At 63.0% G+C, this 19830-nt stretch carries 21 protein-coding genes and 1 riboswitch; of the genes, 8 read left to right on the top strand and 13 right to left on the bottom strand.

The genetic code is table 11. From position 1 onward, the window contains the following. Positions 1 to 3: 3 nt before the first annotated feature. Positions 4 to 1113, bottom strand: a complete 1110-nt coding sequence (hisC, locus tag ACFFNA_RS17880; protein WP_111544522.1) for a histidinol-phosphate transaminase — start codon at positions 1111 to 1113, stop codon at positions 4 to 6. A gap of 137 nt (positions 1114 to 1250) precedes the next feature. Further along, positions 1251 to 1328: riboswitch (SAM riboswitch) on the top strand. A 112-nt stretch (positions 1329 to 1440) separates the two neighbouring features. Between hisC and metX the strand changes: the two genes are divergently transcribed. Both metX and metW read left to right on the top strand, forming a co-directional pair. After that, the gene (gene metX / locus ACFFNA_RS17885) at positions 1441 to 2610 is read left to right on the top strand and encodes a homoserine O-acetyltransferase MetX (RefSeq protein WP_378920332.1); all 1170 of its coding nucleotides are present in this window, start codon (positions 1441 to 1443) and stop codon (positions 2608 to 2610) included. A 58-nt stretch (positions 2611 to 2668) separates the two neighbouring features. Beyond that, positions 2669 to 3283: a methionine biosynthesis protein MetW gene (metW, locus tag ACFFNA_RS17890; protein ID WP_111544524.1), complete on the top strand. Its 615-nt coding sequence runs from the start codon at positions 2669 to 2671 to the stop codon at positions 3281 to 3283. A 119-nt stretch (positions 3284 to 3402) separates the two neighbouring features. Here the strand turns inward: metW and ACFFNA_RS17895 are convergent, their stop codons facing one another. Then, positions 3403 to 3729 (bottom strand): DUF1330 domain-containing protein, encoded by a 327-nt coding sequence (locus ACFFNA_RS17895; protein WP_378920334.1) that lies wholly within the window; start codon positions 3727 to 3729, stop codon positions 3403 to 3405. 370 nt (positions 3730 to 4099) lie between these two features. Between ACFFNA_RS17895 and ACFFNA_RS17900 the strand changes: the two genes are divergently transcribed. Beyond that, the gene (locus ACFFNA_RS17900) at positions 4100 to 5035 is read left to right on the top strand and encodes a glycosyltransferase family 2 protein (protein WP_378920336.1); all 936 of its coding nucleotides are present in this window, start codon (positions 4100 to 4102) and stop codon (positions 5033 to 5035) included. Between the two features lie 18 nt (positions 5036 to 5053). Here the strand turns inward: ACFFNA_RS17900 and ACFFNA_RS17905 are convergent, their stop codons facing one another. The 3 genes from ACFFNA_RS17905 to ACFFNA_RS17915 form a co-directional block, all read right to left on the bottom strand. Next, entirely contained in the window at positions 5054 to 5857 is an 804-nt protein-coding gene (locus ACFFNA_RS17905) for a DUF1194 domain-containing protein (RefSeq protein ID WP_378920338.1), read from the bottom strand. An 88-nt stretch (positions 5858 to 5945) separates the two neighbouring features. Continuing rightward, complete coding sequence (locus ACFFNA_RS17910; RefSeq protein WP_378920340.1) at positions 5946 to 7772, bottom strand: ABC transporter ATP-binding protein/permease; 1827 nt, start codon at positions 7770 to 7772, stop codon at positions 5946 to 5948. A 133-nt stretch (positions 7773 to 7905) separates the two neighbouring features. Further along, positions 7906 to 8694 (bottom strand): class I SAM-dependent methyltransferase, encoded by a 789-nt coding sequence (locus ACFFNA_RS17915; protein ID WP_111544290.1) that lies wholly within the window; start codon positions 8692 to 8694, stop codon positions 7906 to 7908. Between the two features lie 161 nt (positions 8695 to 8855). Between ACFFNA_RS17915 and gloB the strand changes: the two genes are divergently transcribed. Further along, a complete protein-coding gene (gene gloB / locus ACFFNA_RS17920) occupies positions 8856 to 9623 on the top strand; it encodes a hydroxyacylglutathione hydrolase (protein WP_378920342.1) in 768 nt (255 codons plus the stop codon). 127 nt (positions 9624 to 9750) lie between these two features. Then, on the top strand, positions 9751 to 10179 hold the full coding sequence (locus ACFFNA_RS17925) for a cupin domain-containing protein (RefSeq protein WP_378920344.1): 429 nt from the start codon (positions 9751 to 9753) through the stop codon (positions 10177 to 10179). Between the two features lie 141 nt (positions 10180 to 10320). Here ACFFNA_RS17925 and ACFFNA_RS17930 read toward each other — a convergent pair whose 3' ends face one another. Genes ACFFNA_RS17930 through ACFFNA_RS17940 form a run of 3 tightly spaced genes read right to left on the bottom strand, consistent with a single transcriptional unit; the run spans position 10321 to position 12714 of the window. Beyond that, the gene (locus ACFFNA_RS17930) at positions 10321 to 10995 is read right to left on the bottom strand and encodes a lysoplasmalogenase (protein ID WP_378920346.1); all 675 of its coding nucleotides are present in this window, start codon (positions 10993 to 10995) and stop codon (positions 10321 to 10323) included. Next, positions 10992 to 11885: an aromatic amino acid exporter YddG gene (gene yddG / locus ACFFNA_RS17935; RefSeq protein WP_378920348.1), complete on the bottom strand. Its 894-nt coding sequence runs from the start codon at positions 11883 to 11885 to the stop codon at positions 10992 to 10994. The genes ACFFNA_RS17930 and yddG overlap by 4 nt, the downstream gene beginning before the upstream one ends. Before the next feature lie 43 nt (positions 11886 to 11928). Further along, entirely contained in the window at positions 11929 to 12714 is a 786-nt protein-coding gene (locus ACFFNA_RS17940) for a DUF3108 domain-containing protein (protein ID WP_378920350.1), read from the bottom strand. A 255-nt stretch (positions 12715 to 12969) separates the two neighbouring features. Between ACFFNA_RS17940 and rpmB the strand changes: the two genes are divergently transcribed. From rpmB to ACFFNA_RS17955, 3 genes are all read left to right on the top strand, one after another. Beyond that, positions 12970 to 13266 (top strand): 50S ribosomal protein L28, encoded by a 297-nt coding sequence (gene rpmB, locus ACFFNA_RS17945; protein WP_111544296.1) that lies wholly within the window; start codon positions 12970 to 12972, stop codon positions 13264 to 13266. Positions 13267 to 13405: 139 nt separating this feature from the next. After that, the gene (locus ACFFNA_RS17950) at positions 13406 to 14086 is read left to right on the top strand and encodes a queuosine precursor transporter (protein ID WP_378920352.1); all 681 of its coding nucleotides are present in this window, start codon (positions 13406 to 13408) and stop codon (positions 14084 to 14086) included. Positions 14087 to 14127: 41 nt separating this feature from the next. Then, positions 14128 to 14808: a spermidine synthase gene (locus ACFFNA_RS17955; protein WP_378920354.1), complete on the top strand. Its 681-nt coding sequence runs from the start codon at positions 14128 to 14130 to the stop codon at positions 14806 to 14808. Between the two features lie 24 nt (positions 14809 to 14832). On the opposite strand, the gene ACFFNA_RS17960 is transcribed toward ACFFNA_RS17955, so the two are convergent. The 5 genes from ACFFNA_RS17960 to cobS form a co-directional block, all read right to left on the bottom strand. Beyond that, positions 14833 to 15318 (bottom strand): SRPBCC family protein, encoded by a 486-nt coding sequence (locus tag ACFFNA_RS17960; protein WP_378920356.1) that lies wholly within the window; start codon positions 15316 to 15318, stop codon positions 14833 to 14835. Next, on the bottom strand, positions 15315 to 15683 hold the full coding sequence (locus ACFFNA_RS17965; protein ID WP_111544299.1) for an ArsR/SmtB family transcription factor: 369 nt from the start codon (positions 15681 to 15683) through the stop codon (positions 15315 to 15317). The genes ACFFNA_RS17960 and ACFFNA_RS17965 overlap by 4 nt, the downstream gene beginning before the upstream one ends. Before the next feature lie 174 nt (positions 15684 to 15857). Continuing rightward, the gene (locus tag ACFFNA_RS17970; protein WP_378920358.1) at positions 15858 to 16886 is read right to left on the bottom strand and encodes an esterase-like activity of phytase family protein; all 1029 of its coding nucleotides are present in this window, start codon (positions 16884 to 16886) and stop codon (positions 15858 to 15860) included. After that, on the bottom strand, positions 16883 to 18781 hold the full coding sequence (cobT, locus tag ACFFNA_RS17975; RefSeq protein ID WP_378920360.1) for a cobaltochelatase subunit CobT: 1899 nt from the start codon (positions 18779 to 18781) through the stop codon (positions 16883 to 16885). The genes ACFFNA_RS17970 and cobT overlap by 4 nt, the downstream gene beginning before the upstream one ends. Positions 18782 to 18792: 11 nt before the next feature. After that, the gene (gene cobS / locus ACFFNA_RS17980; RefSeq protein WP_378920362.1) at positions 18793 to 19779 is read right to left on the bottom strand and encodes a cobaltochelatase subunit CobS; all 987 of its coding nucleotides are present in this window, start codon (positions 19777 to 19779) and stop codon (positions 18793 to 18795) included. Between the last annotated feature and the right edge of the window lie 51 nt (positions 19780 to 19830).

A 19830-nucleotide genomic window follows, 5' to 3' on the forward strand; every position in this document is an offset into this window, starting at 1 on the left:
GTTCTAGCTTTTCAGGAATGTCGTGAGAGCGGCGACAACGCCGCGATTGGCCTCTTCGGTGCCGACGGTCATGCGCAGCGCGTTGGGAAAGCCGTAGCCGGAAACGCGCCGCAGGATATAGCCGCGCGCCGTCAGATAATCGTCCGCCGCAGCAGCCGAATGTTTCTGGTCGTCGGGAAAATGGATGAGGATGAAATTGCCGACGCTTGGCGTCACCCGCAGCCCGAGCTTGCCAAACTCCTCGCTCAACCATGTGAGCCAGGTTTCGTTATGCATCACGCTGCGTTGAACGTGGTCGCGGTCACGGATCGCGGCGATGCCCGCCTCGATCGCCGTCGCATTGACGTTGAAAGGGCCACGCACACGGTTGATGGCGTCGACGATGTGCATCGGCGCATACATCCAGCCGATCCGCGCCCCGCCCAGGCCGATCTTGGAGAAGGTGCGGGTCATCACCACGTTCTCGGCGCCGCCGACCAGTTCGATGCCGGCTTCATAATCGTTGCGGCGGACATATTCGGCGTAAGCGGCGTCGAGCACCAGAAGCACATTTTTGGGCAGGCCGGCATGCAGGCGGCGCACCTCCTGGAACGGCACATAGGTGCCGGTCGGATTGTTGGGATTGGCAAGGAACACGATTTTCGTCCGCGGCGTAACAGCGGCCAGGATCGCATCGATGTCGGCACGCTCGTCGGTCTCCTTGACCGCGACTGGAATGGCGCCGGCCGACTGGATGTAGATCTTGTAGACCATGAAGGCGTGTTCGGTGAAAATCGCCTCGTCGCCGGGCGCCAGATAGGTCTGCGCCAAAAGCCCGAGAATTTCGTCGGAGCCGTTGGAGCAGATGATGTTCTGCGCGTTGAGACCATGCACCTCGGCGATCGCTTCACGCAGCCGTCTGGCGGTGCCGTCGGGATAGACGTCGAGCTTTCCAGCAATCTCCCGTGCCGCCTCGATCGCCTTCGGCGACGGACCGAGCGGATTCTCGTTCGACGACAGCTTGTAGACCTTGGCGACGCCGGCGGGCGCCGTGCTCTTGCCCGGCACATAGGCGTCGATGTCCATGATGCCCGCGCGCGGGGTTGGACGTGCCTTGTCCGGTGTCTGGCTCATGTCATAAAAATCCGTCGAGAACGCTTCCGCCTGGAAGCCGCAGCGGAAATACAAGCCACGGCCCGCAATGTCGAGAGGTGGCAGCCTCTGGACTGCGCTGGCCGTTGACGCCGGCGTGCCGCAGCCCTAGAAGAGGTGCGAACTTCCGTGGTGATTTGGCCGGTCGGCTTGCAGCCACGTTAAACAACTTGCTAAAGGGCCGTTTGCATCCTGTAACCGGCTTTGCGACTGCAATGCCGGTTTTTTGTTGTCCGCGCCGGCCGGACACCGCATCGGCATCGATTTTCGAACGCACGGTGCGTGGATTCAAAGTGTGAGATGGATGCAATGGCCGCTCTGCGCGCTGGAAAAACCAACAACGAGGCCGACCAGCCGTCTAGCCCGGTGCTGCGTTTTGGGCCTGACAAGCCGCTCAAGCTCGATGCCGGCACGCTGCTGTCGCCGTTCCAGATCGCCTACCAGACTTACGGCACGCTGAACGATGCCCGTTCCAACGCCATCCTCGTCTGCCATGCGCTGACCGGCGACCAGCACGTCGCCAGCACCAATCCGGTGACCGGCAAGCCGGGCTGGTGGGAAGTGCTGATCGGCCCCGGCAAGATCATCGACACCAACCGTTTCTTCGTCATCTGCTCCAACGTCATTGGCGGCTGCCTGGGCTCGACCGGCCCGGCCTCGACCAACCCCGCCACCGGCAAGCCCTACGGGCTCGACCTGCCGATCATCACCATCCGCGACATGGTGCGCGCGCAGCAGATGCTGATCGACCATTTCGGCATCGAAAAACTGTTTTGCGTGCTCGGCGGCTCGATGGGCGGCATGCAGGTGCTGGAATGGGCGTCGAGCTATCCGGAGCGCGTCTTCTCGGCGCTACCGATTGCCACCGGTGCGCGCCATTCCTCACAGAACATCGCCTTCCATGAGGTCGGCCGGCAAGCTGTGATGGCCGATCCGGACTGGCATGGCGGCAAATATTTCGAGCACGGCGGACGCCCGGAAAAGGGCCTGGCGGTGGCGCGCATGGCCGCCCATATCACCTATCTGTCGGAAGCCGCCCTGCACCGGAAGTTCGGCCGCAATCTGCAGGATCGCGAGGCGCTCACCTTCGGCTTCGACGCCGACTTCCAGATCGAGAGCTATCTGCGCCACCAAGGCATGACCTTCGTCGATCGCTTCGACGCCAATTCCTATCTCTACATGACGCGGTCGATGGACTATTTCGACCTCGCCGCCGATCATGGCGGCCGGCTGGCGGATGCGTTCGCCGGCACGAAAACCCGCTTCTGCCTGGTGTCCTTCACCTCGGATTGGCTGTTTCCGACCGAAGAGAGCCGCTCGATCGTGCACGCGCTCAACGCCGCCGGTGCATCGGTGTCCTTTGTCGAGATCGAGACCGACCGCGGCCACGATGCCTTCCTGCTCGACGAGCCGGAACTGTTTGCCGCCATCAATGGCTTCATCGGCTCTGCGGCACGGGCAAGAGGGCTCAGCGCATGACCCCGGAAAGTTGCAGACTTGCCCGTCCAGGATCATGCGCCACCCAGGAGGCGAAGCCATGAACGTCAGCCGCAACCAGCGCGTCGACCTCGAAGTCGTCGCCAACCTCATCCCGCCACAGTCGCGCGTGCTCGACGTCGGTTCGGGCGATGGCTCGCTGCTCGAATTGCTGCAGGACACCAAGCAGGTCGACGGCCGCGGCCTTGAGCTGTCGCAGCGTGGCGTCAACGAATGCGTGGCGCGAGGCTTGAGCGTCATCCAGGGCGATGCCGACAAGGATCTGGAATTCTATCCCGACAAGGGTTTTGACTTCGTCGTCCTGTCGCAGACCCTGCAGGCCACCCGCAACCCGAAACTGGTTCTCGACGAACTGCTCAGGATCGGCAATCGCGCCATCGTGTCCTTCCCCAATTTCGGCCATTGGCGGGTACGCATGTCGCTGTTCCTCAACGGCCGCATGCCGGTGACCACGGACCTGCCCTATTCCTGGTACGACACGCCCAACATCCATTTCTGCACCATCCGCGATTTCGTCAATCTGTGCGACGAGCTTGGCGCGACGGTCGAAAAGGCAACCGCACTCGACGCCAATGGCCAGAAGATCGGCTTGTCGATGCCGTGGTGGTTCTGGAATTTCTTCGGCCAGCAGGCGGTGTTCTTGCTGACACGGTAATCCCGCTATCTCTTTGTTTTGACGCAATTCCCTTAGGGAAAGCGCTACGCGCTTTTCCCGACGGAAAACCGTTTCACACTTTTCCTGGAATTGCTCCAATCGCCGCGCCACCGTCGGCTTCACGTCTGGTCAAGGACATCCGCGGCCTTATGTGGATGCTCAACGCCATCGACGAAGATCACGTCGGATTCCGAGTTGTCGGTCCGCAACGTCAGTATCGCCTGATAGGCGACCGAATTGTACCATCTGCGCACTTGCTGCCTGTCGGGAAATTCGATGATGATCAGGTGGCCCGGCCATTTGTTTTCGATGACCTCGACATCGCCGCCATGGACCAGAAAACGGCCGCCGAAAGGGTCCAGCGTGGCATCGATCTTCTGCAGGTATTCGACAAGCTGCGGACCCATCCGGGCTTGGCGCATATGGGCAACGACGTAAGCGGTCATGACTGTATTCCCTCGGGAACCGAAGCCGACCAGCCGGCCTCGCGACGGCAATCTACCGAAACACCGGCCGCGATGCGATTACGTCTGACGTAGTGGAACGCATCCGGATTACAGACGCGTCGTTCGTCGCAAGGACGATTTGCAAGCATAACGCGCGGCAATAGTGTTGCAGTTGAAGCGCTAGTTTCTGGAATTCGTCATTTTGCACGCATTGAGCAGCATCACGATAGGGTGACACGGACGCTTGTTTTCAGTAGCGTCATGGCCAATACGGGGGATATGGAAGGGGGAGTCCGATCCATTTGACCGTCCTGAAGATCGAAAGACCTGGCAGGAAGCGCATTTTTGCGCTGGAAATGGCTGACGAAATATGACCGGGAAGACAGAGCACGCTCCTCTCATCACAGTGATCACGCCGACCCACAACAGGCGGGAGGCGGTATTGCGCGCCGTGGAAAGTGTACTTTCCCAGAGCATGCCGAGGTTCGAGCATATTGTCGTTGACGATGGCTCGACGGACGGAACCGCGGCGGCGCTGGCCGGCATTCGCGATCCGCGCCTGATCTATGTCGGTGCGAAATGGCGAGGCGCCAATGCCGCCCGCAATGCGGGCATCGAGCGCGCGCGAGCACCGGTCGTGACGTTCCTCGATTCCGACGACATCTATCTGCCGCACAGGCTTGAACGGACCTTGACCTGGTTCGATGCCGATCCGGCACTGGAAGTGCTGATCAGCTCCTATATCTCCCTGAAGGGCGGACGCGCCACCAATTGCATCAATCGCGATGCATTCCTCAACTCGGCCACGCTGGAGCGAACGCTGGTGGCGGAGACAATCTTGATCGCAGGATCGGCGATAACAGCCCGCCGCGAGGCCTTGCTGGCCATCGGCGGCTACGACAGCGACATCGCCCGGATGCAGGATCGGGAATTGCTGCTGCGCCTTGCCCGACGCTTCGGCGCGCAGTTGTCCCAGAACATCGACTGGACGAAGCACAATTCGGAGAATTCGATTTCGCGACGTCGCCGCGGCTATGTCGAAGCCTATGCGAACCTGATGCGCAAACACCCGAATATTGCCCGCTCCTACCCGCATATTCCGCCCTACATGATCACGCGGCAGATCATTTCCGATATTCTGAAGTGCCGGATCCCGGAAGCCTTCTCGGGCTACATGGCCAACCGCTCGTCGAAATATCTCGGCTACTCGCTGCCCGAACTGATCAATGGCTATGTCTATGGCCGGCGCTGGCGCCGCGACCTCCACGATGAGTTTCGGCAGAAGTTCGGCGCCCGTCCGGCCTGACCCCTGTTACGACGAAGCTCATCGGTCGAGCTCCGGAAAATATGGGTCCGAAAAAAACCGTCTGTCCCGCTCGCCTTGCAGGCAATCGATAGGCGCCGCCGCATCGACTGGGATGATCCTCGTCCTCTCCTGAATGCCGCTCACTTCGAGGATCAGCTTGCGCCGGATGGCCGTCGAAAATTCGGCGGCCGCGTAAATCGGCAGCACGAAGGAACCAGGCCCTCCGGTCACACACTGTGCATAATACTGGTCGAGATGGCTGAAGGTTGGCGATGGGTTGATCAGGATCGGCAGGCCGTTGATGACGATGCCTTTGGCGGTTGCCGCATCGCGCGTCGCGGTGACCGGCGGCCCGATATTGTTGGGGCCATCACCGGATATATCGATGACGCTGCGTTCGCCCTCGAAAGAAGTGCGGTCGAAAAGCTTGGTGCCGAAAGCCAGCGCACCGGAAATCGAGGTGCCGCGGAAGCTGCGGAACGGGCGAGCCGCGACCTTGTCGGCAAAGCTGTTGGCGCTCTCGGCGCTGTCGATGATTTGCCAATCGATGATCGCGTCATCGCGCACCGTGCCGGCCCATTCGAAATAGGCGAGCGCAATGCGGCCCGTATGGCCGGCGCGGACAGCCTGGATGAAATCGGGGTGCCGCAGCGCCTCGACATAGCCGGCGCGCTGCAGGGCGAACTCCTTCTCGTCCATCGACAGCGAAATGTCGACCGCCAGCACCAGCTCGACATCGACCGCCAGCACATCCGGCGGCGAGGCGATGGGAGCTGCCTGGGCACAAGCAAGACAGGCAAGCAGGCGCAAAGCATCAAGCATGGCCGACGCCAGGGTTTGTTTCTCCGGGGAAGCTTCCTTCGCGATCACGGCAAAATAAAGCTTGGGGCTCGTAGCCCGGAAAAACAGCCTATTTCTTGCGGCGGGCGGCCGCCGGCGGCGGGTCGATCGCGCCGGCCCTGACGCGGACGGGTTTCAGCGCCTGTGCACCGGAATCCTTGACGATGGTCAACGCGCGCGGAAAGAAATGATTGTTGTGCTGGCCGCGTCCGATGTTGAGGATCGCGGTCCCGGGCAAACGCTTCTCCAGCATCGACAGCACGCGCCGCAGCGAGGGTCCGTCGAACGCGTCCATGGCTTCGTCGATGATCACCCATTTCGGCTGCCGCAAGGCGAGCCTGGCAAAAGCCAGCGAACGCTGTTCGTCATCGCCCAGCTCATGCTCCCAACGCGCGCTGCGATCGAGTGAGGATGACAGCCGTCCAAGCCCGACCTCGGCAAGCACCGCCGAAATGTCGGCGTCATTCGCCGGCGCGATTCCGTTCGGGTGATCGAGAACCTCGCGCAACGTACCGGCGGGGAAATACGGGACGCGCGGCACGAATATGGGGGTCTCTCCCGCCGGTAGGCCGATCCGTCCGCTTCCCCATGGCCACAGACCGGCAATGGCGCGGAAGAACAACGTCTTGCCGGCGCCCGGGTCGCCGGTGATCATCACGCGCTCGCCGGGATGGATCTCGACATGCTGGTCTGCGAGCTTGGCGCAGCCTTCCCGCGAGGCCACTTCGAGCTTCTCGAAAGTCAGGCTGCCATTGGCGTTTTCGCCGAAGGCGATGCGCCTTTCCATGTCGTGCAGCACATCGGTTTCATCGAGTGCGATGCGGAAGTCGGCGACGCGCATCAGCGTGGCGCGCCAGTCGGCGATGCTGCCGATGTTGTTGATGAACCAGCGCAAGGAAGAGTGGACCTGGTTGAAGGCGCCGACAGCCATCATCAGCCCGCCAAAGCTGATATCGCCTGAAAAATAGACCGGCGAAGCGACCAGGATCGGCGCCACGACGGTGATCCAGCCATAGGTATCGGTCACCCAGGACAGGTTGATCTGGGCGGTGTAGATGCGCCGCATCGCGCCCAGCACCGTGCCGAGGTCGAGTCCGAGCCGTCGCCTGGCATCAGCCTCGCCATGGTACAGCGCAATGGCATCGACATTCTCGTTGACGCGCACCATCGACGAGCGCAGCTCCGCTTCGCGCGTGTAGCGGTCGCTGTTGAGACGGATCAGCGGCCGGCCGACCAGCCAGCTCAGCCAGGAGGCGGTGCCGGCATAAAGGATGGCGGCCCAGACCATGTAGCCCGGTATGGCCAGAGAGGTGCCGCCGATATGAAACACGAAGCCCGAAGACAGTTCCCACAACACGCCGACAAATGACACGAGCAGGATGCACGACTGCAGCAGGCCGACGCCGAGATCGGTCGATAGGTCGGACAGATGCGCGGCATCCTGCTGCATGCGCTGGTCGGGATTGACGCCGATGGCACCGGCATTGGCCAGCCGGAAGGCGCGCGCCGGTCGCATCCATTGGTCGATCAGATCCGCCGTCAACGCCTCGCGCAGCCTGAGCCTGATCATCTGGTTGAGCCAGGTCTGGCCGATATTGAGCACCAGAAGCCCGCCGGCGATTGCCGCAAACACGAGAAGCTGGTGCAGGAAGGCCGCCATGTCGCGGCGCGCAAGCGCATCGTAGAAAGGCTGATTCCAGCGGTTGAGCAGGACCTGGCCGATCGACGTTGCGATGATGACGGCCATGATGCCGACCGACATCCAGAGCAGTGTCTTGCGAACCGGCGATCCCGTCAGCGCCCGCCTGATCGTCGCCACCTGTTCATGTAGGCTGCTGGCTTCAACCGCCACGGTAACCTGCTGAACGGCAGCGGCATTCTCCAGTTGATCAGCCATACCTGAGGTCCTTGCGTTCAGTAGCGGTGCTGAAACCGGGTGGAGAGACTTGAAGGCATCCGTCGTTCAAATGGGCTCAGAGCCCACTTGCGACAGATAGGTAGGGAAAAGACCCCAGACGTTGTTGACGCGATCACGAAGCTGTCACCCTCGCGACCGATGGCCTGGCATCCCCGGCCTCATTCCGACGGCCAAGCCGCGTGGCGCCATGCGGCGACAGCACCGGCACGAAGACGCGGCGAGAGGCGCGCTGGGCGACCGGAACGCCTTGATAGAGCCGCTTCTGCGCCTCGACGACGATGACGCCGGAAAAGATCGGCCACAGCCGCCGGCCGACACGCTCCAGCACATTGTGGAAGCGCATCATGAAGCGCCGCCGCGATGGCGGGAAGAACAGCGCGTCAGACCAGGACGCAGGCGTGAAATTCGTCTCGCGCAGCAGTTCCGTGAGCTGGCCGCGCGAGAATGGCCGACCATTGCCGAACGGCGTGTGCTCGAAGCGCGCCCAGACGCCGCGCCGGTTGGGCACGACGATGACGACGCGGCCAGCCGGTGACAGCACCCGCCAGATCTCGTTCAGCGTTTCGCGCGGATTTTCGACATGTTCGAGCGAATGGACGAGCAGCATGCGGTCGATGCAGGAATCGACCAGCGGCAGCTCCTCGTCGAAGACCAGTGCCGTCGCCGTAGGCCCCTTCGCCGGCCACACCACGGCGCCTTGCGTTGCCGGCATGAAGGCGAAGACCCGCTCGGCATCGGTGCCGAAGCGCTCCAGCCATGGCAAGGTGTAGCCGAGACCGACCAGCCGCTCATTGGGTACGGCTGCCCAGATCGACGACAGCGCCATGGTGATCGAGCGCTCGGCGAACCGGCCGAGCGTTGTCGAATAGAAGGAGCGAAGATCGACGATGTCGGAATGCATGCGAGGGATGTAGCCGTGATATCAGCGGGTTTCAACAAAAGGCCTTGAAGAGGTCGACATCACGGAGTGACACTTGTCATCTCCCCGGGATGTCATTCGACATTCCGGGATGACATCCGCGCGCCGGCGCCCTATGTCTGCGGCGACGATGGAGAGATGCGATGCCGGTCGAAATCGAACAATTTATGTGCCGCAGCGACAATTTCGGCGTGCTGGTGCATGACCCCAAAAGTGGTCAGACCGCGATCATCGATGCACCAGAGGAAGCGCCGATCCTGGCCGCGCTCAAGCGCACCGGCTGGACGCCGACGATGATCCTGACAACGCATCACCATGTCGATCATGTCGAGGCCAATCTGGCGCTGAAGGAGCGCTTCAAGCTGCGCATCGTCGGCCCGGAAGCGGAAAAGGCGAAGATCCCCGGCATCGACGAAACCGTCGAAGAGGGTTCCGTCGTTCATCTCGGCGATGAGCGGATCGAGGTGATCGCCACGCCCGGCCACACCGCCGGCCACGTCTCCTATTACTTGCCGGCATCGAAGGTGGCGTTCACCGCCGATACGCTGTTTGCGCTGGGCTGCGGGCGGCTGTTCGAATGCAAGCCGCCGGTGATGTACGAATCGCTGAAGAAGCTTGTAGCGCTTCCCGCCGCGACCGTCGTCTATTGCGGCCACGAATACACGCTCTCCAACGCCCGTTTCGCGCTGACCGTCGACCCGACCAATTCGGCGTTGAAGGAACGTGCCGCCAAGATCGAGGCGTTGCGGGTCGACAACAAGCCGACCCTGCCGACGACGATCGGCGAGGAACTGTCGACCAATCCGTTCCTGCGCTGGCACGATCCGGCGATCCGCAAGCATCTTGGGCTGGAGAAGGCCTCGGACGCCGAGGTGTTCGCCGAAATCCGCAAGCGCAAGGACAATTTCTAGTGCATGTCGCGCAAAAGTCGCCCCGGTTTTGCGCGAACGGCATGCATAAAGACAAACATCCAAAGCGTGTCGCTTGAATCCGTTCAAACGCGACGCGCTTTAGGCAATCCAGGATGGTCCGAGAATCATGACCAGCGCCGCCGAAATCATCGCGATCCTCGATCTGAAGCCGCACCCGGAAGGCGGCTGGTACGCGGAGACCTTTCGCGACGGCGCCGGCGGCGCGCGCGGCCATTCGACCGCGATCTATTTCCTGCTGGAGCAGCACCAGGTTTCGGCCTGGCACCGGGTCAAGGACGCCACCGAGGTCTGGCATTTCCATGCCGGTGCCCCGCTGGCGTTGTCGATGAGTGAGGAAGATGGCGCCGTGTTCGAGCAGGTGCTCGGCGCCGAGCTGGCGGCGGGCGAGCGGCCGCAGATCGTCGTGCCGGCAGGCTGGTGGCAATCGGCGCGCAGCCTGGGCGAATGGACCCTGGTCGGCTGCACCGTCGCACCGGGCTTTGAGTTTGCCACCTTCGAGCTGGCCGAGCCAGGCTGGCAGCCGGGAACGCCCTAGAGTGCGTTGAGATTCAGGTCAGGCCGAGTCGAAAACGGTGAGTTCCGAGAACCGGAGCGGAGCGTACTTTTGGTACGTGAGCACCGGAAGCGCGGGAACCCGCCGTTTGCAGGCCGGCATCACCTGAAGCTCAATGCACTCTTAACTCAGCAGGAACCCAAGGGTAATCGCCAGTTGGGCGGCATAGTAGAGCGCCCAGACGGCAAAGCGCATCCAGACGCGATGCGGCGAGATGGCGGCCACCAGGAATTTTTCTGCGGCGAGCAGCCCGTCCGATGCCATGAACAGCAGCGCGCCGCCGATAATCGAAACGCTGCCTGTCGTCAGCGCCGAAATGCCCATGGCGAGGATGGCCGCGACATAGACGGCGATCGGGACACGCAGGCCTGGACCGACGCGACGCCAGAGCGCCGCCAGCATGACGATCGCGAACACCGCCATTGCCAGTGCGATCGCCCCGCGCCACGATTCGGCGCCAAGCAATTCTAAGCCGCCGCCACTGCGCAGGAAGAGCGCGACATAGACGATATGGGCGACGAGAAAACTGGCCAGCCCGCCGAGAAAGGCCTTTTCGCCGTCGCGAGACAGGAAAGCGTCGCCAACGGCGCTGAGCGCAAGGGCCATGACCAGCAGCGGCGGGCCGCCTTGCAGCGCCGCCAGCACGGCAAGCATCGCCACGGCGAGCGTCTTTGCCGCCGAGCGGGCGAGCGTCGGCGGCATGCCTGATGTGAAGGCGTAGATCACCGCCGCCACCAGCGAAAAGATCAGTGTTGCATTGGCATTGGCGTCGATGCCGCCTAGAAACGGCATCGTCATGCTTCGGCTCCGCTTTCGGTCGCGGCCGGCTTGCGCAGGAACAGCGACTTTGCCGCCAGTGCCGCCCCGCCGGTGATGAGCACACAGGCGGCGAGAATGCGCAGCGACGGCTCGGCGACGCCGGCCGCGATCAGCACCAGTGTCGACAACAACGGCGCCGCATAGCTTGCCGCGCCGAGCACCTGTATGTTGCCGCGCTTGACGCCGATGTCCCAGGCGTAGAAGGCCGCTCCGACCGGCATCAGCCCAAGCCCGAGCACGGCCAGCCACTGGCCGACACCGTCCGGCAGCACGGTCTCTTCCAGCGCCAGGTGGCAGGCGAGCGACAGCACCGCGGTCGCCGCACAGAACCAGGTGACGATGCTGGTCGGCACCGACGGGAAGCGCCGCGACAGAAGCGAATAGGACGACCACAGCACGGCGCAGACGGCGGCCATGGCATAGCCAAAGGCGTAGCGGGCATCGAAGGCGAGACCGCCGCCCTTGGTGACGATCAGCACGGTACCGGCAAGGCCGAGCAGCGCGCCGACGACATGGTTCCAGGCCAGGCGCTCGCCCGGCATCAGCGCCGAACCAAGCACAATCAGCAGAGGCCACAGATAGGCGATCAGGCTCGCCTCCACCGCCGGCGCATTGCGCAGCGCGGTGAAGTAGAAGAAGTGGTAGCCGAACAGGCCGGCAATGCCGATCAGCCAGACCTGCGGCGGTATCTTCTGGCTCTTGTCGGCAGCGGGCATGAACAGCCGCGCGACAAGCCCGACCCCGGTACCGATCGAAAAGGTGATCGCCGACAGCAGGAACGGCGGCACCTGGCCTGAGGCATCCGTGAGCAGCGCCAGCAACGCCCACATGGCGACCGCCGAAAAGCCGATGAGTGTTGCGCGCGCCATTCTGTCTCCAGTGGCGTGCCCCATTCTGTCCCCAGTGGCGCGCCTATTGTATCGCTTCGAAACGCTTGGCGCTGATGGTCAAGGTGCCGATCTGCGTTCCAACCGTGGCGTGGATCGGCGCATATACGCCGGTTTGGCCGAGCGGTGCAAACGTCACCATCATGCGGCTGCGGTCCTTCAGATAATTGAGCGCCTTGCGGCCCTTGCGGTAGCCCGCCACCGGCTCGAAACCCATCCGGCAGGTGATGGTATCGCCCTTGTAACCCGGCACCGAGATCGTGCCTTTTGAATCGTAGCTCAGCGTTAGATCGGCGCGCATCTCGCCATCATAGAACTTCACCGTGCGACCGCAGACCTGGTCGAGACTGTCGGCGTGGATGACGGTGGCGGCCATCGGATCGAGCACCGATGCCAGGTCGCTGGCGCCAAGCGGCACCCAGTTGTTGGGGTCGCGCTTGCCAGGCGCGGGGATGACCTGCGTCGAGGTGACCGTGCCATTGGCAAAGCGGATATCGACCACCGATGCCTTCTTGCCGGAGGTATAGTCGGCACGAAACGCCTGCGGCACCATCTTCTTGCCCGAAATCGTGCCTTTGGACGAGATCGTGCCCTGCGTATCGTCGAACAGCTTGGCGAGACCGGCAGCGCTGACGCTGCCTTCGATCGCGTAGGCGCCGTTCTCATAGTGGCTGGAAAACGTTGATTTCGCTATCGAAAGACCAAGGAACGACACCGTGTACTCGCCCTTGAACGACTGCGGCGAGGCAGCTGCGGCGGACGGCAAGGCAATGGCAAGCACGGCAGCAAGGGCGTGAGACGAACGAAGCATGGCGGCATCGGGTCCTTGATTTTTGGCCGGAGGCGGGCAACTCCGGGCTGGCATGTCCCAATGAGACCGCTTATAGGATGAATTCCGGCCTTAATATGAAATGCCGGGCGCGTCCGTGGGCATACCGGAGCTTGACGCACCGGCGAAATGCAACTATGGAACGCCAACTTTTTCCATAAGGCCGCCTGACCAGAACCGCGCGCCACCCGGCGTGGGCAAAAGGTTTGGCAGACCCGAGAACTGAAGGTTAGAACTATGTCCCGCACCTGCGAACTCACTGCCAAGGCAGTCATGTCCGGCAACAATGTGAGCCACGCCAACAACAAGACCAAGCGTCGCTTCCTGCCGAACCTCGTCAAAGTGACGCTGATCTCGGAAGCGCTGAACCAGAACGTGCGCCTGCGCATTTCCGCCAACGCGCTGCGTTCGGTCGAACATCGCGGCGGTCTGGATGCCTTCCTGGCCAAGGCCGACGTCAAGGAATTGTCGCAGCGCGCGCGTCTGTTGAAGAAGCAGATCGCCAAGAAGCTCGCCGACCAGCCTGCTGCCTGACATCGTTTAAAGGCGGGGGACGACCGCCTTGGGCATCGGATCGAATCCGCAAGGTTCGGCAATCCGATGCTCAAATACGAAGCGAGCACCGCCCGAACAGGCATGATGCTCCGCTGGTTCCATTACCCAGGATAAAAAAATGAATTCCTTCTCGCGATACCTGCCGTTCGTGGCCGCCATGGCGCTTGTCGTCGTGGCGTCGAACATTCTCGTGCAGTTCCCGATGCAGGGACAGATCGGCGGCCTGTCGCTGGCCGACCTGCTGACCTGGGGCGCCTTCACCTATCCCTTCTCGTTCCTGGTGACCGATCTCGCCAATCGCCGCTACGGGCCTGCCGTGGCGCGCAGGATCGTCTTTGTCGGCTTCATGACGGCGGTGATCTGCTCGATCCTCGTCCCGCCCTTCCTGTTCCGCCACGGCCTGATCGAATTCGAGACCGCGGCCGACCGGCTGGTGCGCATCGCCGCAGCGTCCGGCGCGGCGTTCCTCTGCGCGCAATTGCTTGATGTCACCGTGTTCAACCGGCTGCGCCGGCAGAGCTGGTGGCGGGCGCCGATCGTCGGCACGCTGGTCGGCTCGGTGTTCGACACCGCCGTGTTCTTTACCGTCGCTTTCTCTGCCGCTTTCGCCTTTGCTGGTCCCAACGACAGTTTCGCGCTCGAAACCGCTCCGCTGATGGGCGTGTTCCATGTCGACGCCATGCGCTGGGTTTCCTGGGCACTTGGCGACCTCAGTGTGAAGCTGATCATCGCCATTGTGGCACTCATCCCCTACCGGCTGCTCGCCGCCCGCTGGAGCCAGCCGGCTGTCGCGGTCTAGACCGTTTCGGATAAGATCACGGCCAAACAGAAAGAAAGCCCGTGATCCCCTGGGTCCAGCTAGACTCTGCGAAGACACCCGACGGCGGACAAGAGCTTCGCCTCAAGCGGCGCGGTTCCGAATTCTCGATCATGCTCGGCACCAATGAGCTGATGAACAGCCGCCTCAGCGGCTCCGAGGAAGCGCTGGCAAAACTGTCTTGCCAAAGGATTGCCGGCCATCGGCAACCGAGGATCCTGATCGGCGGGCTCGGCATGGGTTTTACCTTGCGCGCCGCTCTCGCCGAACTCGGCAATGATGCCGGCATCGTTGTCGCGGAGCTGGTGCCGGCGGTCGTCGCCTGGGCACGCGGCGCGATGGCCGAGGTGTTTGGCGACTGCCTCGACGATCCGCGCGTCACTGTTCAGGAGAGCGACGTTAGCCAGCTGATACGCTCTGAGCCCGCAGCCTGGGACGCCATCCTGCTCGATGTCGACAACGGCCCGCAAGGCATCGTCCACAAATCCAACGATGCGCTTTACAGCCTGCAGGGCCTGGGAGCCGCACGCACCGCCCTCAAGCCGGGCGGTGTCTTGGCGGTGTGGTCGCAAGGCCCCGACAGCGGCTTCACGCGGCGGCTGAAGCAGGCAGGCTTCGTGGTCGAGGAGGTCAACACGCGCGCCAACGGCAAGCGTGGCGCGCGCCATGTCATCTGGATCGCCACCAACGGCCCACGACCCTGACCGAAGGCCGGCCAGCGGATCGATCTACTTCGACTTCTGGAGTTCCGCCGCAAGGGCTTCCAACAACCCACGAGTCCCCTCTTCCCGTCTCTTCGCGGAATCGACACCGTCGAAAAAGGCGCCCTGCTCGGTATAGGTCAGCAACGTGCCATTGCCGGAGGGCGTCAGCTCGACAGTGGTGAGCGATGCCGACATTGGCTGCGGCCCGATCGCCATCCGGTAGGAAAACACGATGCGCTGGTCGGGAACGATGTCCTGGAACTGCGCGTCGAGCCTGACCTCCGGGCCGCCGGCATAGCTGAAGCGGGACACCTCGCCACCGCCGACGCGGAAGTCGAAGCTGAATTCAGCAATGGCAAAACCATCGCCTTCGACCCGCCAGCGCCGCACGGTCGCCTTGTCGGCGAAGGCATGGAAGACTTGGGTAGGCGATTGCGGATAGGTCCGCTCGATGGTGAATGTGGAGTGGATGACGGAATGCTCGTCTTTCACGGGGGCGATCTGGTTCATGTCTGTTCGTCCTTTTCCTGATCTTGAACTTTCGAGGGCGATTGGCCTGTCTCGGCCAGGATCTGGCCAAGACGGTCGAGGTGACGTTCCGCCGGTATGCGGCGTTCCGTGATCCAGTCGGCGAGCGGGGCAAGCCCACCCGGTTCGATCCGGCAGGTGCGCACCCGTCCGATCTTTTCGCTACGGATCAGCCCGCAGGCCTCCAGCGTCTGCAGATGTTGCAGCACGGCGGCGAACGTCATGCCGAACGGCTCCGCCAACTGGCTGACGGTGGCCGGTCCGCGGCTCAACCTTTCCAGGATCTGCCGGCGGGTGGGCTCGACCAGAGCCCGCAAGATGCTGTCGATCTCGGAATAGTTAAGCATGGACTTGAGTATTGCGAGGTCAGCGTCAATTGTCAAGTCTGGACTAAAGTATTTTGATGAACGAGGCCGCGGCTGGAAAAGGCCGTCGACATCGGAAGCTTGGGAAGCAAATGACGCGCGCCGGACACCCGCCGCGTCGGGAGTCGCCACTGGCCGTCCCCGGCCAGGCGTTGTTCAATCCTGGTGCAGGATGAATTCCAGATAGAGGTTGCGCTGCAGGATCGAGTGGTTGTCGTCGGAGATCAGCGACACCATCAGAGCGCCGTCGTCGCGGGTCCAGACGTCGAGCCCTTCCATATTGTCTATCTGGTAGCCCATGTCGGCCTCCAGCAGCACCGGCCCGTCGGCAACGGCGCCTTTCTCGACGCTTTCGCCATAGATGCGCCGCAGCCGCATCTTGACGCCGCGCGCCATCGAAAAACTGCGCTCCAGCAACAGCAGGTCTCCATCCGGCAGGAAGGCGCCGTCGGTGATGTCGAAGTCGCCGTTGCGCTTGACGGTGAACACACCCTTGTGCGGCCCTTCGATGATGGCGGCATAGATGTTGCCGGCCTTGTCGAGGCTCTTCTCGGAGACCACCACCAGCCCGCCCTGATGCTGGCCATTGGCATTGGCATGGGTGACGGTCTCGAAGCCGCGATTCTGGCGCAATTCCCGGGCCGGCACGAGGAAATCCAGCTGCTTGAACGGCGCCTTCATGCCAGCCGGGTCGATCTTGAACTGGGCGACGTGCTGGTTGCGCTCGAAGCCGACGGTGGCAATGCCGTCCTTGACCGCAAGGCCTTCGGTGTCGACCTCCCACTTCTCATCGATCGCCCGGCCCGTTTCGTCGACCATCTGCTGCATGCGGAAATTCTGGATGCCGGACGGCCGCTTGTCGGCGTCGCGGACCACCGTTCCCAAGAACCAGAAACCGGTATCGGCAACGCCGATGAAATCGCTGCCGGCTCTGAGAAAGCGGAAGGCCGACAGCGCCCCGAAATCGCGCGTCGGCGAGGTCATTTCCAGCCCGCCGACGAATTCGAATGGGCCGAACTGTTTGTCGGCGCGGCCGATTTGGAATTCGGTGATCGGGCGGGCCGAGATTTCGACCGGTTCGACCGAGGTCGAGCCGGCCGAACCGGCCAGCGCCGAAGCCAAGCCGGCAAGCAGGGCGATGGCGGCGAAAAGCGTCTGCTGGAAGCCGCCGCGCGAAAAGATCATCCGGCGCGCCGCATGCCGCCGCGCCGCGTTTCGCGTGCGCTTTCCTCGGCGAATAGCGAAGCCAGTTGCTCGGTCATGGCGCCGGCCAGTTCCTCGGCATCGACGATGGTGACGGCGCGCCTGTAATAGCGGGTGACGTCATGGCCGATGCCGATGGCCAGCAGTTCCACCGGCGAGCGCGTCTCGATCAACTCGATGACGGCGCGCAGATGGCGCTCGAGATAATTGCCCGGATTGACCGACAGCGTCGAATCGTCGACCGGCGCGCCGTCCGAGATCATCATCAGGATCTTGCGCTGTTCCGGCCGGGCGATCAGCCGGTTGTGCGCCCACAGCAGCGCCTCGCCGTCGATGTTTTCCTTAAGCAGGCCCTCGCGCATCATCAGGCCGAGATTGCGCCGTGCCCGCCGCCACGGATGGTCGGCCGATTTGTAGATGATGTGGCGCAGATCGTTGAGCCGGCCTGGGTTCGGCGGCTTGCCGTCCTTCAGCCACTTCTCGCGCGCCTGCCCGCCCTTCCAGGCCCGCGTGGTGAAACCGAGGATCTCGACCGAGACGCCGCAGCGTTCCAGCGTGCGCGCCAGGATGTCGGCGCAAGTAGCGGCGACCGTGATCGGCCGGCCGCGCATCGAGCCGGAATTGTCGAGCACCAGCGTCACCACCGTGTCGCGGAATTTGGTGTCGCGCTCCTGCTTGAAGGACAGCGGCTGCATCGGGTCGATGACGACGCGAACCAGCCGCGCCGGGTCGAGGTAGCCCTCTTCCAGGTCGAAATCCCAGGACCGGTTCTGTTGCGCCATCAGCCGCCGCTGCAGCCGGTTGGCGAGCCGGCCGACGACGCCGGACAGATTGGCAAGCTGCTTGTCGAGGAAGGCGCGCAGCCGGTCGAGCTCTTCCTCTTCGCAAAGCTCCTCGGCACCGACCGTTTCATCGAAAGCCGTGGTGAAGATCTTGTAGTCGATTTCCTTCGGCAGATTGGTGAAGGGATTGTCGTTGCGGCGCGCCTCGCCGGGCGTCTCGGCATCCGCATCGTCATCGTCGGACAGGTCGTCGGCGGTGGCGTCGGAGGCTTCCGTCTCGGCCGACTGCTCGTCATCGGCCGAAGCCTCGGCATCCTCGGATTGCGACTGCTCGGAGCCGGAATCCTCTTCGCCGCCCTCCTCGCTCTGCTCCTCGCCTTGCGGCTGGTTGTCGTCATTGTCCTCGGAGTCTTCCGTCTCCTGGTCGTCGCCGAGTTCCTCGGCCATTTCCATGGAGGCGAGCATGTCGCGCACGACGCGGGCGAAGGCCTGCTGGTCGTCGAGCTTGGCCGAGAGACCGTCGAGGTCGGCGCTGGCCTTTTCCTCGACCCAGGGCCGCCAGAGCTCGACCAGGCGTTCGCCGCTTTTCGGGATCGGACGGCCGGTCAGCTTCTCGCGCACCATCAGCGCCAGTGCTTCCTCGATCGGCGCGTCGGCCTTGTCCTTGACGTCGACGAGGTTGGCCTTGGCGTATTTGTCCTCCAGCATCGAGCCGATGTTGTCGGCGACGCCTTGCATGGCACGGCTGCCGATCGCCTCGACGCGGGCCTGCTCGACCGCGTCATAGACGGCGCGGGCCTGCTTGCCTTCCGGCGCCAGCTTGGTGTGAATGCGCACGTCGTGGCAGGCGCGCTTCAGCGCCATGGAATCGCCGAGGCCGCGGGTGATAGCGATGTCGGTCTTCGACGCTTTCTTCGGCAGTTCCGGCAGCCGCGCCCGGCTGCCGGCAAGTGCTGGCCGGTCCTTGGCGAAGCCGACTTCGAGCTCCTTGTCGCCGGCGATGGCACGCATGCAGACCGTGACGGCGCGCTTGAAGCTGTCGGCTTCAGACCCCGTCTTCGATTTGTTGCGCGTGTTGTCGCCCGGACCCGCCATCGCGACTCTGCTTAGCCCAGCACCACATTGGCAGCTGATTCCGGCAGATCCTCGCCAAAGGCGCGCTGGTAGAACTCGGCGACCACCGAACGCTCCAACTCGTCGCACTTGTTGAGGAAGGTCAGCCGGAACGCCATGCCGATATTGCCGAAGATTTCGGCATTCTCGGCCCAGGTGATGACCGTACGCGGGCTCATCACGGTCGACAGATCGCCATTGATGAAGGCCGAGCGCGTCATGTCGGCAACGCGCACCATCTTGTTGACGATGTCCTTGCCCTTGCTGTCGCGATAGTGCTTGGCCTTGGCCAGCACGATGTTCACCTCATTGTCGTGCGGCAGGTAGTTCAGCGTGGTGACGATCGACCAGCGGTCCATCTGCGCCTGGTTGATCTGCTGGGTGCCGTGATAGAGGCCGGTGGTGTCGCCGAGGCCAACCGTGTTGGCGGTCGAGAACAGCCGGAAGGCCGGATGTGGGCGAATGACCCGGCTCTGGTCGAGCAGCGTCAGCCGGCCCGACGATTCCAGCACGCGCTGGATGACGAACATCACGTCCGGGCGGCCGGCGTCATACTCGTCGAAGCAGAGCGCGACATTGTGCTGGTAGGCCCAGGGCAGGATGCCGTCGCGGAATTCGGTGATCTGCAGGCCGTCCTTGACGACGATCGCATCCTTGCCGACGAGATCGATACGGCTGACATGGCTGTCGAGATTGACGCGCACGCAAGGCCAGTTGAGGCGGGCGGCGACCTGTTCGATATGGGTCGACTTGCCGGTGCCGTGATAGCCCGACACCATGACGCGGCGGTTGTAGGCAAAGCCTGCAAGGATCGCCATCGTCGTGTTCTTGTCGAACAGATAGTCCGGATCGATGTCGGGCACATGCTCGCTGGTCACCGAATAGGCCGGCACCACCATCTTGGACTCGAACCCGAATTTTTCCTTCACCCACACCGTCGTGTCGGGCAGGTTGGCGATGTCGCGATCGACCTTGTTCATATCTCTCAACGTCTCCACGGGCGAAAAGCCTGATTTCGCCGGCAATCGATT

The sequence above is a fragment of the Mesorhizobium kowhaii genome, from assembly GCF_042431665.1.
Lineage (GTDB): Bacteria > Pseudomonadota > Alphaproteobacteria > Rhizobiales > Rhizobiaceae > Mesorhizobium > Mesorhizobium kowhaii.

Bases quoted from the DNA above. Each gene is read 5' to 3' on its own strand.
- ACFFNA_RS17965 (WP_111544299.1), bottom strand. From the start codon at position 15,683: ATGCTTAACTATTCCGAGATCGACAGCATCTTGCGGGCTCTGGTCGAG.
- ACFFNA_RS17950 (WP_378920352.1), top strand. From the start codon at position 13,406: ATGAATTCCTTCTCGCGATACCTGCCGTTCGTGGCCGCCATGGCGCTT.
- metX (WP_378920332.1), top strand. From the start codon at position 1,441: ATGGCCGCTCTGCGCGCTGGAAAAACCAACAACGAGGCCGACCAGCCG.
- gloB (WP_378920342.1), top strand. From the start codon at position 8,856: ATGCCGGTCGAAATCGAACAATTTATGTGCCGCAGCGACAATTTCGGC.
- rpmB (WP_111544296.1), top strand. From the start codon at position 12,970: ATGTCCCGCACCTGCGAACTCACTGCCAAGGCAGTCATGTCCGGCAAC.
- yddG (WP_378920348.1), bottom strand. From the start codon at position 11,885: ATGGCGCGCGCAACACTCATCGGCTTTTCGGCGGTCGCCATGTGGGCG.
- ACFFNA_RS17940 (WP_378920350.1), bottom strand. From the start codon at position 12,714: ATGCTTCGTTCGTCTCACGCCCTTGCTGCCGTGCTTGCCATTGCCTTG.
- ACFFNA_RS17960 (WP_378920356.1), bottom strand. From the start codon at position 15,318: ATGAACCAGATCGCCCCCGTGAAAGACGAGCATTCCGTCATCCACTCC.
- metW (WP_111544524.1), top strand. From the start codon at position 2,669: ATGAACGTCAGCCGCAACCAGCGCGTCGACCTCGAAGTCGTCGCCAAC.
- ACFFNA_RS17970 (WP_378920358.1), bottom strand. From the start codon at position 16,886: ATGATCTTTTCGCGCGGCGGCTTCCAGCAGACGCTTTTCGCCGCCATC.
- ACFFNA_RS17915 (WP_111544290.1), bottom strand. From the start codon at position 8,694: ATGCATTCCGACATCGTCGATCTTCGCTCCTTCTATTCGACAACGCTC.
- ACFFNA_RS17900 (WP_378920336.1), top strand. From the start codon at position 4,100: ATGACCGGGAAGACAGAGCACGCTCCTCTCATCACAGTGATCACGCCG.
- ACFFNA_RS17910 (WP_378920340.1), bottom strand. From the start codon at position 7,772: ATGGCTGATCAACTGGAGAATGCCGCTGCCGTTCAGCAGGTTACCGTG.
- cobS (WP_378920362.1), bottom strand. From the start codon at position 19,779: ATGAACAAGGTCGATCGCGACATCGCCAACCTGCCCGACACGACGGTG.
- ACFFNA_RS17925 (WP_378920344.1), top strand. From the start codon at position 9,751: ATGACCAGCGCCGCCGAAATCATCGCGATCCTCGATCTGAAGCCGCAC.
- hisC (WP_111544522.1), bottom strand. From the start codon at position 1,113: ATGAGCCAGACACCGGACAAGGCACGTCCAACCCCGCGCGCGGGCATC.
- ACFFNA_RS17905 (WP_378920338.1), bottom strand. From the start codon at position 5,857: ATGCTTGATGCTTTGCGCCTGCTTGCCTGTCTTGCTTGTGCCCAGGCA.
- ACFFNA_RS17895 (WP_378920334.1), bottom strand. From the start codon at position 3,729: ATGACCGCTTACGTCGTTGCCCATATGCGCCAAGCCCGGATGGGTCCG.
- ACFFNA_RS17930 (WP_378920346.1), bottom strand. From the start codon at position 10,995: ATGACGATGCCGTTTCTAGGCGGCATCGACGCCAATGCCAATGCAACA.
- cobT (WP_378920360.1), bottom strand. From the start codon at position 18,781: ATGGCGGGTCCGGGCGACAACACGCGCAACAAATCGAAGACGGGGTCT.